Origin of the sequence: Streptomyces sp. So13.3, from assembly GCF_005860785.2 — a bacterium.
Classification (GTDB): Bacteria; Actinomycetota; Actinomycetes; order Streptomycetales; family Streptomycetaceae; genus Actinacidiphila; species Actinacidiphila fildesensis.
In genome coordinates this window covers 1794204-1811042 of the sequence record NZ_CP048835.1, presented here as the reverse complement: position 1 = coordinate 1811042, position 16839 = coordinate 1794204, and the positions used below count along the sequence as shown (strand labels likewise).

General features: G+C 75.9%; 9 protein-coding genes and 3 pseudogenes. 8 read left to right on the top strand and 4 right to left on the bottom strand.

Annotated elements, in window-relative coordinates; all coding sequences use genetic code 11:
* Positions 1 to 24: 24 nt before the first annotated feature.
* Positions 25 to 1503: a SpoIIE family protein phosphatase gene (locus tag C8250_RS08335; protein ID WP_138353934.1), complete on the bottom strand. Its 1479-nt coding sequence runs from the start codon at positions 1501 to 1503 to the stop codon at positions 25 to 27.
* 337 nt (positions 1504 to 1840) lie between these two features.
* Here C8250_RS08335 and C8250_RS08330 point away from each other — a divergent pair, with 337 nt between their 5' ends.
* The 5 genes and pseudogenes from C8250_RS08330 (at position 1841) to C8250_RS44790 (ending at position 6703) form a co-directional block, all read left to right on the top strand.
* On the top strand, positions 1841 to 3268 hold the full coding sequence (locus C8250_RS08330) for a HEAT repeat domain-containing protein (protein WP_138353933.1): 1428 nt from the start codon (positions 1841 to 1843) through the stop codon (positions 3266 to 3268).
* Between the two features lie 156 nt (positions 3269 to 3424).
* Positions 3425 to 4546: a glycosyltransferase family 1 protein gene (locus C8250_RS08325; protein WP_138353932.1), complete on the top strand. Its 1122-nt coding sequence runs from the start codon at positions 3425 to 3427 to the stop codon at positions 4544 to 4546.
* Positions 4543 to 5743, top strand: a pseudogene (locus C8250_RS08320) (glycosyltransferase). Before C8250_RS08325 ends, C8250_RS08320 begins: the two are co-directional and overlap by 4 nt.
* Positions 5744 to 5967: 224 nt before the next feature.
* Positions 5968 to 6381: pseudogene (locus C8250_RS44795) on the top strand (GDSL-type esterase/lipase family protein); the annotation flags it as partial.
* Between the two features lie 154 nt (positions 6382 to 6535).
* Complete coding sequence (locus tag C8250_RS44790; protein WP_346268724.1) at positions 6536 to 6703, top strand: hypothetical protein; 168 nt, start codon at positions 6536 to 6538, stop codon at positions 6701 to 6703.
* Between the two features lie 173 nt (positions 6704 to 6876).
* Here C8250_RS44790 and C8250_RS08310 read toward each other — a convergent pair whose 3' ends face one another.
* From C8250_RS08310 to C8250_RS08300, 3 genes are read right to left on the bottom strand one after another with little or no spacing between them, the layout of a single operon-like run.
* Positions 6877 to 7791, bottom strand: a complete 915-nt coding sequence (locus C8250_RS08310) for a biotin-dependent carboxyltransferase family protein (RefSeq protein ID WP_187144783.1) — start codon at positions 7789 to 7791, stop codon at positions 6877 to 6879.
* A complete protein-coding gene (locus C8250_RS08305) occupies positions 7788 to 8405 on the bottom strand; it encodes an allophanate hydrolase subunit 1 (protein ID WP_138357780.1) in 618 nt (205 codons plus the stop codon). Before C8250_RS08305 ends, C8250_RS08310 begins: the two co-directional genes overlap by 4 nt.
* Positions 8402 to 9175, bottom strand: coding sequence for a 5-oxoprolinase subunit PxpA (locus tag C8250_RS08300; protein WP_138357781.1), 774 nt, complete (start codon positions 9173 to 9175; stop codon positions 8402 to 8404). The genes C8250_RS08305 and C8250_RS08300 overlap by 4 nt, the downstream gene beginning before the upstream one ends.
* A 163-nt stretch (positions 9176 to 9338) precedes the next feature.
* Between C8250_RS08300 and C8250_RS08295 the strand changes: the two genes are divergently transcribed.
* From C8250_RS08295 to C8250_RS08285, 3 genes and pseudogenes are all read left to right on the top strand, one after another.
* Positions 9339 to 10850: a hypothetical protein gene (locus C8250_RS08295; protein ID WP_244809024.1), complete on the top strand. Its 1512-nt coding sequence runs from the start codon at positions 9339 to 9341 to the stop codon at positions 10848 to 10850.
* Between the two features lie 154 nt (positions 10851 to 11004).
* Positions 11005 to 11904, top strand: a pseudogene (locus C8250_RS08290) (hypothetical protein); the annotation flags it as partial.
* A gap of 167 nt (positions 11905 to 12071) precedes the next feature.
* Positions 12072 to 16811 (top strand): hypothetical protein, encoded by a 4740-nt coding sequence (locus C8250_RS08285; RefSeq protein ID WP_138357782.1) that lies wholly within the window; start codon positions 12072 to 12074, stop codon positions 16809 to 16811.
* Positions 16812 to 16839 lie beyond the last annotated feature (28 nt).

Here is a 16839-nt window from a genome sequence, read left to right as displayed (position 1 = left end):
CAACCAGGTCAACGGCGATCTGGTCTAACCGATTCTCGCGACGAGCACGCAGGCGTCGTCCTCGCGCTCGGGGGCACCGAACTCCTCGACGACCAGCCGTACGCAGTCCTGTGCGGTGCGGGCCCGGGTGAACAGGGGCGCCATCGCGAGCAGCCGTCGTGCGCCGTCCGTCGGCTCCGTCGCGGCCGGGAACGACGTCCGGCGGGGTACGAGTCCATCGGTGTGCAGTACCAGCAGGTCGCCCGGGTTGAGGGGCTCGGCGGCCTGGGTGTACCGCGCGTCGGAGGTGGCTCCGAGGAGCACGCCCTCGGGCGGATCCAGCGCGCGCCCCGTCCCGTCCCGGAAGAGCAGTGGGGCGGGATGGCCGGCCTGGGCCCAGGACAGGGTGCGGTCGGCGGGGTCGTAGCGGCAGCACAGCGCGCTGCCGAGGGTGGGCTGGGCCGAGGTGTCCAGCAGATGGTTCAGCCTGCCCAGCAACGGTCCGGGCTCCAGCCCGGCCATCGCCATGCCGCGCAGCGCTCCGAGCATCATCGCCATGCCGGAGGTGGCGCTCACGCCGTGTCCGGTGAGATCGCCGACGGTCAGCAGTGTCGCACCGTCGGGAAGCTGCAGTGCGTCGTACCAGTCGCCGCCGATCAGGGCGCTGGTACCGGAAGGGAGGTAGTGGGCGGCCAGGTCCATGGTGGTGGGCCCGCCGCCCTGCGGGAACCGCAGGGAGCCGCGCCACGGCGGGAGCACGGCTTCCTGCAGTTCAACCGCCAGCCGGTGCTCCGACCGCGCGAGCTGCCGCTGTCGCTGGAGAGAGTCACGGGTCTCTCTCAGCGTCAGCTGGCTGCGGCGCAGCTCACTGACGTCCCGCAGTACGGCCCACATCGAAGCGGTGCCGCCGTCAGCGTCGAGCACCGGCTCGCCCACCATGTGCAGCGTCCGGGTGGATCCGTCGGAGCGGACGATGCGGAACTCACCGTCGATGGGCCTGCCGTCGACCAGGCAGCCGGTCACCATCGAGGTGAGCGCCTGCTGGTCCTCCTCGAAGAGCCAGGAGGGGAGCTCGTCCAGTGTCAGCGGACCGTCGTCCGGGTCGCGGCCGAAGATCCGGTACAGCTCGTCGGACCATTCCGCCTCGTCCGTCAGCAGGTCCCACTCGGCGCTGCCGGCCCGGCCGGGAGCGTGATCCGGCACACGGTCCGGGATGGCGGGGGACGGGAGATGGGCATCGGCGAAGTCACTGGGGACGAACGGGGCCGCGGCACTGCCGTCGTCCGCTAAACCCTCGCGGAGCTGCCCCAGATGCTCGCCCAGATCGTCGAGCTGGTGCACCGCGAGATCACACAGCGCGCGCTCCCAGCGGACCCGGGGGTCCGCACCGTCCGGTGCGGCGGTGTCGCGGCGTACCGCGTCGACCTCGCTGCGCAGCCGGCGGGCCTGGGAGATCAGCGCGTCCACCGCATCGGGGTCGGTCGACGGTGCGGCGGAGTGATCCGCGTGCAGATGGGACGGCATGACGCTCTCCGAAGGTGACTCCGATACCGGATACCGGTGCTGAGCGGCCAAGGCAGACGATGGGCCGGTAACGACTGTGGCACACGGCGTGATGGCCCGTAAGGGTTTCGGCAATACCCGATCCGGTGGTGCTTATGGCATATGCCATAAGCCTTCCGGAGCCTCCGGCGGCCCGGAGCGACACGGGCGGGGAAACCTCGGTAGGCTGCGGCCCGCCCCGGCCCCACACATTCCCACCCTCCGCCAGGCTTGAAACGCCAGGTGGCCGGTAAGGATGCCGGGCACCCGCAGCGGAAATCCCGTTGCCTTGGAACCCCCCGCACCGGATGCTGACCTCATGTTCGACCCAGACATAGCGCCCAGTGGAACCCTTCTCGGCCTCCTCCAGCGAGGACGCGGAGACGGGACCCTGCATGCCCTGGCGGCGCAGCGGGCAGATGCCCTCGCCGCTCTGGAGCAGTGCGTCCTGCGGGACCCCCGCCTCGACTGGCGGGTGGAATCGCGCTCCCTCTATTACGCGCGGCTGTACTCCGAACTGGAAGCCGGGCTCGACGGGATCGAACAGCACCTCTTCCATCCGGACGACCTCCTGGACCCCGACGAGCACCGCTGCGGTCTCGCGCTGTCCGTCCTCGGCCACCTCGCCGGCTACGGGCGCGGTGACGCCCTGCGCCTGCTGCGGCGCTACGCGGCCACCGGCGGCACCTGGGAGTGGGCCCTGGACGAGCTGGCCGTCCGTGACGACGAACAGGGACTGCGCGGCCTCGGGCCCGCCCTGCTCGCCCGTTTCCCGGAGACCGCCGAGGGCGATACCGAGCTGGCCGCGGCCGTGCGCGAGGCGTACGAGCCCCGGCCGTGGCAGTTGTGGGCCGAGGACTCCCGGCACCCCGCGACCGCCGCCCGGGTCCGCAAGGCACTGGAAGAGGTGTCGTTCGACCGCTGGCAACGCCAGCTGCGCCCGACGGGACCGACCCCCGGCTGGAGCGTCCGCGCCGTACTCGAATGGGCTGACGAGGGCCTTACCCAGTACCCGGCCGCCTACCGCGATCAACCCGCGGCCCGCTGCCTGGCCGCCGTCGCCGGACCCGAGGACCGTCCCGAGCTCGTCGCCGCCGCCCAGGACGGCCCCGCCGCCGCCCGCGCCGCCGCGCTGCGCCACCTCGCGGACCGGCAGGACCCGCAGGCCCTGGACCTCATCGAGGCCGCCGCCGCCAGTCCCGTGGACCTCGTCGTCAGAGCCGCCCTCGAATCGTTCGAGCGGATGCGCAGCAGCGACGCCATGGACCGGGCCCGCTCCTGGTCGGAGCGCGAGGACGCGCTCGGCATCTCCGCCGCCCGCATGCTCGCCTGCCGCGGCGGCGACGAGGACACCGGCCGGGTGCTGGCCGGACTGCGCAGACTCGTCCAGAGCGACGGCGCCGACGCCGAGGGCCTCGCCGTCCTCATCGAAGGCGCCGGCCGGCTCGCCATCGGCCGCGCGGCACCCGTGCTGCGCCACGTCTACCGCGAGACCTCCTCGTCCCAGCTGCGCGGCTGCGCCGCCCAGGCGCTGGCTGCCACCGATCCCGGCTTCGCCGCCGGCTTCGCGGTGGAGTGCCTGTGGGACTGCGAGGAGACGACGCGCGAACTCGCCGCGCACCAGGCCGCCACCGGAGACGTCCGGGTGCTGGCCCAGCTGCGCCGGATGGCCGCCGATCCGGCCGAGGAGGCCGAGGTGCAGACCGCTGTGCGGGGCCGCCTCAGCTCGGGCGAACCGGCCCGCTAGGACGCTTCTCCCACGGCCCCCCGCCTCCCGGCGGGGGCCGTCGGCGGTTCACGGAACCGGAAACGGCGGCCCGGCCGCCCGAAGGGTCATCACGCGTTCCACGGCGGTATAGATCGACGTGGCCCTGTCAACGCTCGGCATGGCGACAACGTGGGTATGCGAGTTGCGATCGTCACCGAGTCCTTCCCACCCGACCTCAACGGAGTGGCGCACTGCGCGCTCCGCACCGCAGAACACCTCGCCAGGCGCGGGCACGAGCCGCTGGTCATCGCACCGGCCGGGCCGAACGACATACCGGCCGGCGACGACCCCTGCCCCGTCATCCGCGTCCCCTCCCTGCCGCTGCCCCGCTACCCCCAGGTGCGGGTGGCCCTTCCGGGCCGCCGGACGGCCGCGGCCATCGCCGCGCACCGCGCCGACATCGTCCATCTCGCCAGCCCCTTCGTCCTCGGAGTGCGGGGCATGGCGGCCGCCGAGCGGCTGCGGGTCCCGGCGGTCGCCGTCTACCAGACCGACCTGGCCGGCTACGCCCGCTCCTACCTCCCTGTCGGCGAGGCCGCCGCCTGGCGGCGGATCCGCGCCGTGCACGCGGCCGCCGCCCGCACCCTCGCGCCGTCCACCGCCTCGGTGCGGGAGCTGGAACGGCAGGGCGTTCCCCGGGTGCACCTGTGGCCGCGTGGCGTCGACCCGGTGCGCTTCCGGCCCGGACTTCGCGATCCCGCGCTGCGCCGCAGCCTCGCCCCGCGCAGCGAGCTGATCGTCGGCTACGTGGGCCGGCTCGCCCCGGAGAAGCAGGTCGGCCTGCTCGCCGGGGTCTGCGGGCTGCCCGGCGTCCGGGTGGTCGTCGTCGGCGACGGTCCCAGCGCCCCCGGGCTGCGCGCGGCGCTGCCGGGCGCGGTCTTCCTCGGCTCCAGGACCGGCGACGAGCTGGCCCGGATCTTCGCCTCGTTCGACGTCTTCGCGCACACCGGCCCCTTCGAGACGTTCTGCCAGACCGTCCAGGAGGCGATGGCCAGCGGGGTGCCGGTGATCGCCCCCGCCGCCGGCGGCCCGCTCGACCTCGTCGCCCACGGACGCACCGGCCTGCTGGTGCCGCCCGGGGACGCCGACGCGCTCTGCGACGCGGTGCAGCTCCTGCAGCGTGCCCCGGCGCTGCGCGCGCGGTACGGGGCGGCCGGCCGCGCCGATGTCGCCGCACGCACCTGGGAGGCGGTCGGCGACCAACTGCTGGACCATTACGCGCAGGTGCTCAGCGCCCGTACGGCGGTCGCGGCATGAGCCGGCCGCTGCGGATCGTCCGCCTGGCGAACTTCATCACCCCCGTCTCCGGAGGGCTGCGCACCGCCCTCCAGCACCTGGGCGAGGGCTACCTCGCGGCCGGCCACGAGCCGGTCCTCGTCATGCCGGGGTCCGCGGCCCCGGGACGCCCGGCGATCCGCGCGGAATCCACCACCCAGGGGAAGGTCATCACCCTTCCCGGCACTCCGGTCCCCGGCACCGGCGGCTACCACGTCCTCGCCCGCAGGCAACCGGTCGAGGCGCTGCTCGACGCGCTCGCCCCGGACCGGCTGGAGGTCTCGGACCGTACGACGCTGCGCTGGACGGGGGAGTGGGCCCGCAGGAACCGGGTCCCGGCCGTCATGGTCTCCCACGAGAGCGCCGACGCCGTACTCCGTACCTGGGGGATGCCGCCGGGCGCCGCCCGGGCCGCCGCCGACCGGCTCAACCGCCGTACCGCGCACGCCTACTCGCGGATCGTGTGCACGACCGCGTGGGCGGCCGCCGAGTTCGAACGCCTCGGGGCGCGCAACGTCGTACGGGCCCCGCTCGGCGTGGATCTCGACCGGTTCCGCCCGGCGCTCCGCGACGGCGCGCTCCGGGCGCGGTACGCGGGCGGCGCCGCGGTGCTGCTGGTGATGTGCTCGCGGCTGTCGGCCGAGAAGCGGCCGGGCCGGGCCCTGGAGGCCCTCGCGGAACTCCGGCGGCGCGGCGTCGACGTGGCGCTCGTCGTGGCCGGGGAGGGCCCGCTGCGCGGCCGCCTGGAGGCCCGGGCGCGCGCCGCGGGGCTCCCGGTCACCTTCCTCGGCCACGTCGCCGACCGCGACCGGCTGGCCGCTCTCCAGGCCTGCGCCGACATCGTCCTCGCCCCCGGCCCCGCCGAGACCTTCGGACTGGCCGCCCTGGAGGCGCTCGCCTGCGGCACCCCCGTCGTCGCCAGCGCCCTGTCCGCACTCCCCGCCCTCATCGGCCCGGCCGGCGCCGGAGCCACCGACGGCCGTGGCTTCGCCGACGTCGTCCAACGCCTGCTGGCCCGGCCCGAGTCCGCCCGCCGCGCCGCCGCCCGCAGCCAGGCCGAGCGGTACGGCTGGCCCGCGGCCGTCTCCCGCGTTCCTCGCCGCCCACGAAGCCGCGCCCCTGATCACCGCTTCCTCCGTCGGCGCCCTGCCCGCCCGCACACCGGGAGCCACGCCATGACCCGCCGCCGCCCGCTGTCCACCCGGGCCGCTGGGGAGACCCCGTGACCGCCCCCCCGTCCTGGCACCCGACCCCCGGCCGGGCGGTTTAAGACGACCACCCGCCGCCGGACGCCTGGCGGACGGGCACCCGCTTACGATCCGCTTCGCCGCGCTGGGCGACTCCCCCTCACCGAGGGACTCGGCGACCCCGGTCCCGACGGGCGGTGGCGCGGCTGGGCGGCGCTGCTCGCGCCCGGCCTGGGAGCGGGGCCCCACGACGTGGAACTGCTCAACTGCGCCCACAGCGGCGCGCTCACCTCCGACGTGGCGGGGCGGCAGCTCGACGACGCGCTGCGCTTCCGGCCGCATCTGGCGTCCGTCCTGGTCGGGGCCAACGACACACTGCGCGGCTCGTTCGACATCACCGTCGTCGCACGGCGCCTCGACGCCGTACTGGGCGCGCTGCGGGCCGACGGCTCCGGCGTGCTGACGGCCTGCCTCCCCGACCCGGGACGCGCCATCGGGCTGCCCTGGCCGCTGGCCCGTCCGCTCGCCCGCCGGATGCGGGCGGTCAACCACGTGGTGCACGTCCTGTCGCAACGGCACGGCGCACTCCATCTGCACGCGGCGGACCGGCCGTGGACGGCGGACCGTGCCGCGTGGAGCGCGGACCGCCTGCACCCCAGCGAACTCGGGCACCGGCTGCTGGTAAGCGAGTTCCACGCCCTGCTCACCGTGCACGGCCTCGCCATGCGAGCCCCGCACCCGACCCGCAGGACCCGGCCCCTCACGGGCGGCGGGCGCCTGGTGGATGGCGACCCGCGGCACCCACTGGATCGCGGACCGCTGCACGGATCTGCTCCCCGGACTCCTCCGCCTCGCCGCCGCGGAATGCCGCCACCGGGCCGCCGGCACCACCCACGTCCTGGACACCCGGGTCCACGACCTGACCACCGGGGCGCTGGCCGCGCTCGACTAGGGCGTGTTGCGAAGGTCCCGCCTGGCCCACGACGCCTGGCACGCGCCCTCGCGGCGTTGTCGGGCTCGTCCACGTACGTCCGGTACGAGGACGGCCCTCCGCCTTGCGAGCGCACGCACCGGACGCCGTGGGCCACGCCCTCCGGGCGAACGGCGCTCCTTTCGCAACACGCCCTAGCCGCGGCCGCGCCGGAACCCGCGCCCGTGCACCGGGAGGAACCGTACGGGCGTGCCGGGGACGGCCTGCGCCGCCGCGGCGAGCCGCGGCTCCGGCACGACGCCGATCACGGGATAGCCGCCGGTGGTGGGGTGGTCGGCCAGGAAGACGACCGGGCGGCCGTCGGGCGGCACCTGGACGGCGCCCAGCACCATCCCCTCGCTGGGCAGCTCGCCGTCGAACGCCCGCCGCAGCGCGGGGCCTTCGGTGCGCAGCCCGATGCGGTTGGAGGCGGCGGAGACGGTGTACGCGCCGGCCGCCAGCAGCCGTGGCGCGTCCTCGGCGAACCAGTCGTCACGCGGGCCGAGCACGAGCGGCAGGACGAGTTCGGCCGGCGGCGCGGGCCACGGCATCGTGTCGGCGTCGCGGGACCTCCCGCTGGGTGCGCCCAGCGGGAGCGTGTCGTGCTCCGACAGCGGTGGCGGGCCGAGCCCCGAGAGCAGGTCGGCGGAGCGGCTGCCGAGCACCGGCTCGACGTCGATGCCGCCCGCGAGCGCCAGATAGCAGCGCAGTCCGCCCTCGGCGGCGCCGAGTTCCAGGACGGCGCCGGCCGGCACCAGGACCGCGGCGCCCCAGGGGGCGGGGCGGCCGTCGATCCGGACGGCGCAGGGCGCGCCGGTGACGGCCGCGACGACGGGGCGGTCCGTCCGCACCGCGCAGCCGTTGACGGTCGTCTCCAGGGTCGCCGCCCCGTCCGGGTTGCCGACCAGCCGGTTGGCCCGGCGGTGCGCGGGCGGGTCCAGTGCCCCGGAGCGCGGCACACCGAGGTGGGCGTGGCCCGGCCGCCCGAGGTCCTGCACGGTCGTCAGCGCGCCGGCCCGCACCACCCGCACCGACCCCCGCGCCGTGTCACGTTCCGCGTGCTGTGTCATGCCGCGTCCCGCGTGAAGCGCACCTGGGTGCCGGGGGTCAGGAGTGCCGCCGGCTCGCGCCGCGGGTCCCACAGGACGGCGTCGGTGGTGCCGATCAGCTGCCAGCCGCCGGGGGAGGAGCGCGGGTAAACGCCCGCGTACGGTCCGGCCAGCGCCAGCGAACCGGCGGGAACCGAGGTCCGGGGGGTGGCCCGGCGCGGTACGTGCCGGTGCTCGGGGAGTCCGGTCAAATACCCGAAACCAGGAGCGAAGCCGCAGAACGCCACCCGGAAGACGAGGCCGCCGACGATGTCCGGGACCTCCTCGGGTCGAACGCCCCACAGCCCGGCGACGTCCGCCAGATCGGGCCCGTCGTACCGCACCCGGATCTCCGTCTCCGCCCCGGCTTCCGCCGTGAGCGGCGGGACGGTCCAGGCGGCGAGCTCCACGGCGAGCGCGCGGGGGTCGGCCAGGCCGTCGAGCAGGATCGTGCGGGCCGCCGGCACGATCTCGCGCACCTCCGGCAGCGTCCCGGCCGCCCGCCGCCGCAGCAGCTCGGCGTGGAACGCCCCGACCTCGCCGTCCGCGTCCAGCTCCACCAGCAGCGCGCGTTCCCCCACCGGGAGCGTCCTCATGCGAAGGGCCGCAACGAGACGCCCGCGTCCTGGAGTTCGCGCCGCACCCGCCGCGCGAGGTCCGCCGCGCCGGGCGTGTCGCCGTGCAGGCACAGCGACCGCGCGCCGGCGGCGATCCGCCGGCCGCCGGCCGCGACGACCTGCCCGTCACGGGCGACCGCCAGGGCCTGCGCGACGACGGCGTCGGCGTCCTGGAGCACCGCGCCCGCCTCACTCCGCGGCACGAGGGTTCCCCGCTCGGTGTAGGCGCGGTCGGCGAACGCCTCGGCCACCGCTGTCAGCCCGGCCTTCTCCGCCGCGGCCAGCAGCTCGGAGCCGGGCAGCCCCAGCACCGGCAGCCCGCCGTCCGGCCCGCCGGCCAGCAGGACGCCCGCCACCACGGCGGCGGCCTGCGCCGCGTCTCCGACCGTCCGGTTGTAGAGCGCGCCGTGCGGCTTGACGTACGAGACCCGTGAGCCCGCCGCCCGAGCGAAGACGTCCAGGGCGCCGATCTGATAGGCGACTTCGGCGGCCAGCTCGTCCGATGGCACGTCCATGGCGCGCCGCCCGAAGCCGGCCAGGTCCCGGTAGGAGACCTGCGCGCCGATCCGTACGCCGCGCTCGGCGGCGAGCGCGCAGACCCGCCGCATCGTGACCGGATCGCCCGCGTGGAAGCCGCACGCGACGTTGGCGCTGGTGACGACGGAGAGCAGCGCGTCGTCGTCGGTGAGGGTCCACCGGCCGAAGCCCTCGCCGAGATCCGCGTTGAGATCGATGACCATGTCCGCCATGGTGCCATCGGGTACGGCTCTGACAGGGCCTGTCTTCGAAGTGGCGGCGTCCGCCCGCCGGGCAGGCGGCAGTTTGACGACAGGCCCTGGGGGTGACTTGTGGCCGGGCGGGTGATCCGTGCCGTTTCGTTCGATGTCGGTGGCACCGCCTAATGTGTGCGTCGTGACCGTAACCACCCCGTACCCGACGACGGGCGCGCCCCGCCCCGCTCCGGGCCCGGCCGCCGACGAGGGCCTGGCCCGCCGCCTCAAGGCGCTCGCGTGCACCGCGCCGCTGCACGACCTGGACGTGCGCAAGGCGAACCTGGCCGGTGAGTACTCGGTGTACGCGATGGCGGAGGTGGCGCTGTCCGCCATCGACATGGTCACGCTCAACATGGACTTCGACACCGGGGCCGACCCGGAGCAGATAGTGACCAGGCTGCTGCCCCGGGTCGCCGCCCAGTCACCGCGCCGGCCCGTCGAGGAGCACGAGCGGGTCGCCCGCTGGGTGCTGGAGAACCTGATCAACGTCGGCAGCGTGGACCGCGGCTTCCGCGCGGTCTACGGCACCTTCGGCGCCGACGGAGCGTACGTCCGCCGTGACTACGACTTCAAGCTGATCGAGGAGGTGCCGGGCCCCGGCGGCGGCGTGTATCTGCGCACCACCGACGAGGCGGTCAACGTCCTGGTCGGCGCGCTCGACACGGACGTCACCAGCGCCCAGATCGCCGCCGAGGTCAAGCTGGAGGTGCTGATCAGCCGGGGACGGCTGGCGGACGCCCAGCTCGCCGCCGAGCAGGCCCGCTACCGGACCGTGCAGTACGCGGAGACGCTGCGCCGCGCCCTGGAGGCGACCCGGCGCAATGTCCGGGCGGTGGACTGGCTGCGCGCCGTCCCGGACATGATCGCCGAGGCGCTGGACCACGTCGCCGACCGGTACCGGCACGAGAACGCGATCCTCACCAACATCCGCAAGGCGCGCGACGAGGCGGAGGACCCCGAGCACAAGCGGCGGGCCGCCGAGCTCGTCGACATCGTCAAGGACTGCATCCGCCGCCACACCCAGCTGCAGTCCCGGCTGCTGGAGGCCGGGCCGCTGTTCCGCGCGGAGCAGGACCGCCAGGCGTTCGCGTCGGCGCCCGCCCGGGCCGGGCTCGACCTGTACGGGCAGCTGGTCTCGCCCGTCCTGCCGCTCCCCGTCGAGCAGGCGTCCCGGGTCACCGACGCCTTCTTCGCCCGCGGCGCGGGCTTCCGCACCCCGCCCGCGGTGCGGATCTGCGACCTGGTGGACGTGCTGCTCACCCCGCCCACCGAGCGCGAGCACCTGGGCGCGGCGATGCCGGAACCGGACCTGGTGGCCACCCCCGCCGACAGCCGCTTCACCGAGGAGCAGCTGGAGAGCGCGCTGGAACTGCTGGACCTGCCGGACGACGCGCCGCGCCGGCTGTCCGGGCTGCTCGCCGACGCCCGCCGCCGCGACCCCGAACTGCCCTACCTCGTCGCCCTGCTGGCGGTGCACGCCGCCAGCCCGCCGGTCGGCACCGCCTACCGGCAGGGCGAGCCGCGGCTGCTGTTCTCCGTCGACGACGGCGAGGAGCTGACGGATCCGGAGTTCGGCGGCGCCGACCTGATCGTGGGCACCGCCCGGCTCGACACGGCCGGGATGGCCGCGGCCCGTTCGGAGATCGCATGACAGCCGCCGCACCCACCCGGGCCCCCGGCCCCTCCCCCAGCTACCGCTGGGAGGTGCCCCCAGGTCGGCGGGGTCTGGTACGCACGCTCCCTGGGCGTTGTCGTCGAAGTCCCGCCGAGCAGCCATCCGCCGTCCGCCCCGAGGAGATCCACCCGTGACCGAGTACCGCGACGCCGAGACCGCGCCGCCGGCCGCGTACGGCGATGCCGCGCCGGCCGCGCGATCCGGCGCCCCGTCACCCGTCACCGCGGCCGACGCGGCGGACGCCGCCCGGCTGGTCTCCTACGGGCTGCAGCCCAAGCTGCTGCCGGCCCGGGACGCGGAGTACGCGGAACTGATCCGCAGACACCGCGAGGAGCCCGCCTTCGCCCGGCTCGCGGACGCCGTCGCCGCCGGGCTCGGCCTGATCGTCCTGGAGGTGTCGCCGCGCGCCGGGATGGCCGTGGCCGCCGCCGAGGACTCGGTGTTCGCGGTCCGGATGGGCGAGTACTCGCGGCGGGCCGCCTCCGACGCCGCCGACCGCTTCCTGCACGGCCTGGCGCACCTGGCCACCGCCACCATGGCGTTCCCCCGCCCCGAGGACCTCGCGGACGACGGGTACATCGGCCGGATCACCGTCAACGGCATCGACGGGTTCGTCCGCCAGGCCTGCCGCCGGCTGGAGGAGCGCGCCGAGGAGCAGGGCGAGAACACCGACCCGGCCAGCGACGCGCCCGGCCTGGAAGCGGCCTGGCGGGTCTGGACGCGCCGCAGCGCCACCGGCGCGACCAAGGACGCCCGGCGGCTGGCCGGTTCCACCACCGGCATCGTCGGCAAGGCGGTCGCCTTCCTCGTCGACTCCGGCTTCCTGCAGCGCACCGGGGACGACGCGGGCGGCACGTTCCGCACCACGGCCCGGTACCAGCTGCAGGTCAGGGACATGGCGGGCAGCGCGGCCATGGCCGAACTCCTGGAGCTGGGCGTCGTCCCGGTGAGCGACGGTTCCGCGACCCTGCTGCCGCCCGACGACACCGGGGAGCTGGACCTCGTCGCCGAGGCCGGCCTGCCGTTCCACGAGAGCGACAGCCACCGGGGCGACGGCCACCGGGGCGACGGCCACCGGAGCCACGGCCGCGAGAGCCACGGCCGCGAGAGCCGGCACAGCCAAGAAGACCAGCACAGCCACTCCTGAGCCGTAACCACCCGCGCGCCCACCCGCGCAGATAACGAGAGTCCGCCGCCATGTACGAGCTGTCCCGGCTCCGCCTGTACTCCATCGGCCCCGCCGGTGCGCGGTACGCAGACACCGTCCTGGACCTGCGGGGTGTCGGCGCGCCCGTACCGCAGCCCGCGCCCGCCCAGGCCGAGTTCTTCCAGGACGAGCCGACCGGCCCGCTGCGCCGCCCCGCCCCCGCGGGCGTGCTGTTCCTGGAGAACGGCGGCGGCAAGTCCGTCCTGCTCAAGCTGATCTTCTCGGTGATGCTGCCCGGCCACCGCAACACCCTCGGCGGGGCCAGCTCCGGCGTGCTCCGCAAGTTCCTGCTGGCCGACGACTGCGGGCATGTGGCGCTGGAGTGGCAGCACACCGTCACCGGCGAGCTGGTGGTCGTCGGCAAGGTCAGCGAGTGGCGCGGCCGCCAGGTCTCCTCCGACCCGCGCAAGTTCGCCGAGGCCTGGTACTCGTTCCGCCCCGGCCCCGGGCTCAGCCTGGACTCGCTCCCGGTCGCCGAGTCCACCGCCGTCCGGCCGCCCGCCGAGGGCGCCTCGGGCGCGACGGGCCGCCGCCGCACCATGAAGGGCTTCCGCGACGCCCTCACCGAGGCCGGCAAGTTCTACCCGCACCTGGAAGTGGTGTGGGAGGAGATCCACGACCGGTGGAACGAACACCTCGGTGAGATCGGCCTGGACCCGGAGCTCTTCCGCTACCAGCGGGAGATGAACGCCGACGAGGGCGAGGCGGCCGGGCTCTTCGCCGTCCGGCACGACTCCGACTTCGCCGACCTGCTGTTGCGCGCCGTCACCGACACCCGGGACACCGACGGACTCGCGGACCTCGTCCACAGCTTCGCCGGCAAGCTCGGCCGCCGTGCCGAACTGACCGCGGAGCGCGACTTCACCGCCGGCTCGCTGGAGCTGCTGGAGCGGATCGTCGAGCACGCCAGTGCCCGTGAACTGGCGCGCGGCATCCACACCCAGTCCGAGCGGCGCACCCGCGCCCTGGCCCGCCGGCTGTCCGCGCGCGCCCGGGAGGAGCGCGGCCGCGGCGCGGAACTCGCGCAGAACACCGACCGGGCCGCCCAGGCCGTCACCGACGCCGACCGGGCCCGCGGCCGCAGCGCCCTGGTGGCCGCCGAACTCGCCTACCGGCACGCCTCGCTGGCCCTCGCCGCGTCCGACAAGGCCGCCGCGGGACTGCGCCGCGAGCTGAACGAGGCGCGCACCCTGCACTCCGCCTGGCAGGCGGCCGAGACGGTGCTGCGGCACCGCGCCGCCGGAGACCGGCTGGCCCGGGTCAGCGCGGCCATCCAGGAGGCCGAACGCGACGCGGCTCCCGCACTGGCCGCCCGCACGCTGGCCGCCGGTGACCTGGTGCGCGCGCTGCACGCGGCGGCGGACGGCGCCGACCAGCAGGCGGACCGCGAGGAGGAGCGCTCCGCCGCGCTCCAGGAGCAGTCCATGGCCGCCCACCGGGACGCCACCGCCGCGGCCACCGAGGCCCAGCGGTCCCGCAGCGAGGCCGGCCACCTCGGGCAGCGGCTCGCCGAGGTCGCGCAGGAGACGGCCGAGGCCGTCGGCGCCGGCTGGCTCGACGACTCCGCCCCGGACGCCGACCCGGCCCGTGCCGCACTGGAGGCCTCCGACGCCGAGCGCGTCGCCGCCGCCGGCGCCGAGGCCGCCCGGGAGACCGCGCGCCAGGCCGCGGAGCACGCCCGTGAGGCCGCCGCGGCCGAATCCCGGGTGGAACTGGCCGCCGCCCGCGCCGCGGACGCCCTGGCGGCCGCCGAGGCCGCCCACTCCGCCGACTTCCGCGTCGCCGAGGCCCTCGCGGCAGAACCACGGCTGTCCGAACTCCTCAGCCTGCCGGGCCCGACGGCGAACGAGTCCGTCACCCGGGACGCCATCCCCGGCCCCCGCGGCTCGGCGGCCTCCGCCGGCGACCGGCACCGCCCCGACGCCGCGCCCGCCGCACCGCACCGCCCCGACGCCCGCCCGCTGGGCGCCATGGAGCTGGACGCGTTCGCCGAACCGCTGCGGGAGCTGCTGGACGGCACCGTCGCGGCCGCCGAGCGGCAGCTGTTCGACCTGCGCACCACGGCCGCCGACGACGCGCGGATCCTGGCGGCGCTCGGTGACGGCGGCCTGCTGCCGCCCGGCCCCGACGTGCTGGCCACCGTGGAGTACCTGGGCGAGCACGGCATCCCCGCACTGCCCGGTTGGCGCTACCTCGCGCAGGCCGTGGACCCCGCGGACCACACCGCCGTGATGTCGGCGCGCCCGGAGCTGGTGGACGGCGTCGTCGTCACCGACCCGGAGACGTACCGCAGGGCCCGCGAGGTCCTCGCGCAGGCGGCCCTGCTGCCCCGCTCGACCGTGGCGGTGGGCACCGCGGCCGCCCTGCTCGCACCGACCCCCTCGGGCGGCGACGGGTCCGACGTGTTCCTCGTCCCGCCGAACCCCGCGATGCACGACGAACTGGCGGCCGACGGCGAACGCCAGGAGCTGCGGACCCGGGCGAGCGCCCGGGAGGCCGAGATCCGCGCGCTGGCCGCCCGGCTCGGCCATGACCGGACGCTGGCCGCGCGGCTCGCGTCCTGGCGGTCCGGCTGCCCGCAGGGGCAGCTCGGCCAACTCGCGGTGGCCGTGGAAGCGGCCGTGGAGGCCGTGGCGGCGGCCCGCGCGGAACTGACGGAGGCGCGCGCCCGGCGCGCCGAGGCGGACGAGGTGTCGGCCGAGGCGGCCCGGGAGCGCGACGCGCGCCAGGACGCGGCGCAGCAGGCCCGGCGCCGCGCGGACCTGCTGGCCGGGCTGGCCCACCGGCTGCGCGAACGGGCCAACTGGCAGCGCCGTACCCGGGAACTGACCGAGGACGCGTCCGAGGCCGAGGCCCGCGCCGAGACCTGTCTCGCACTGGCCCAGGCGGCCGACGAGGACCGCAGGGCCGCCCAGCGCGGCGCGGACGACGCCCGCCGCACCGCCCGGGTGCTGCGCGCCGAACGCTCCGAGATCGCGGGCGCGCCCGACGAGCCCGCGCGGGACACGGCGCCGCCCTCCGGCGAATCGCTCCCCGCGCTGCGCGAGGCCTACCGTGCGGCCTCACAGCTGTACGAGCAGGTCGGCGTCGGCGCGGACCTGCGCGCCGAACAGGCCCGCGCGGAGAGCACCGAGAGCTCGGCCCTCACCGAACTGGACCGGCTGACCAACAAGGTCCGCAGCCGCGCCGCCCAGCTCCTGGAGGGTTCCGACGGCGCCGACGGCCCGTCCCGGCAGGCCGCCGCGGCCCGCGCCGAGCAGCTCGTCCAGACCATCGAGGCCCGCGCCTCCGCGGCCAGCGAGCAGCTGGGCCGGCTGCGCGGTGAATCCGAGCGGCTCGCCCCCGCCACCGGGGAGTCGCACACCGAGCTGCCCGCCGGACTGCTGCCGCGCGACGCCGGGCACGCCCAGGAGCTGCTGCGCGGCGCCAACGGCGAACTCGCCGCACGCACCGAGGCACTGGACGAGGCCCGGGGCGCGCACGCGGACCTGGTGCGCTCGCACCGGGCCGCGGAGGACGCGGCCGGCGGCTTCGACGAACTGGCCGCGCTGCTGCGCGATCTGCTCAGGGACGGCCCGGCGACCCACGAGGAGGCCGAAGCGGAGCCCGAGCCCTACGCGGGCACCCTGGAGGAGGCCCGTACGGTCTCCGCCGAGGTCCGCCGGAGCCTGCGCGGCTGCGCCACCGACCTCTCGGCGGCCGAATCGCAGCTGCGCGAGGCGTCCGACATCCTCGTGCGCCATGCCAACGCCGCCCGGTTCGAGCAGGTCAGGACCCCGGCCCGGCAGCAGATCCGTGAACTGCCGGCGGCCGGACTGCCCGAGCACGCGGCGGCCTGGGCGGTGGCGTTCGCGCCGCGGCTGCGGGTGCTGACCGACGAGATGCAGCAGTTGGAGCGCAACCGCGACAGCATCGTGGACCGGCTGCGCGGCCTCGTCGAGTCCTCGCTCGCCACCCTGCGCTCCGCCCAGCGGCTCTCCCGACTCCCCGAGGGGCTGGGCGACTGGTCCGGGCAGGAGTTCCTGCGGATCCGGTTCGAGGACCCGGACCACGCGGCGCTCACCGAGCGCCTCGGCGAGGTCATCGACGAGGCGACGAGCGCCGCCGTCCGCAAGAACTCCGACCTGCGCCGGGACGGGATGTCCCTGCTGCTGCGCGGCGTCGCGGCGGCGCTCCAGCCGAAGGGGATCTCCGTGGAGATCCTCAAGCCGGACGCCGTGCTGCGCGCGGAGCGCGTCCCGGTGGGTCAGATGGGCGATGTGTTCTCCGGCGGCCAGCTGCTCACCGCGGCCATCGCGCTCTACTGCACGATGGCGGCGCTGCGCAGCAACGACCGGGGCCGCGACCGGCACCGGCACGCCGGCACGCTCTTCCTGGACAACCCCATCGGCCGGGCCAACGCGACGTATCTGCTGGAGCTGCAGCGGGCGGTCGCCGACGCGCTGGGCGTCCAGCTGATCTACACCACCGGCCTGTTCGACACCACGGCGCTCGCCGAGTTCCCGCTGGTCGTCCGGCTGCGCAACGACGCGGACCTGCGCGCCGGGCTGAAGTACATCACCGTCGAGGAGCATCTGCGGCCCGGTCTGCCCGTCCAGGACACCGGCAGCGAGACGGTGCACGGGGAGATCACGGCCACCCGGATGTTCCGCCGTCCGCCGGAGCAGTCACGACCGCAACCGCAGTCGCAGGAGGCTCCGTCACAGGAAGCTCAGCCGCAGCCCCGGTAGCCGTGGTCGGGCCGGGGCAGGAGCGGGG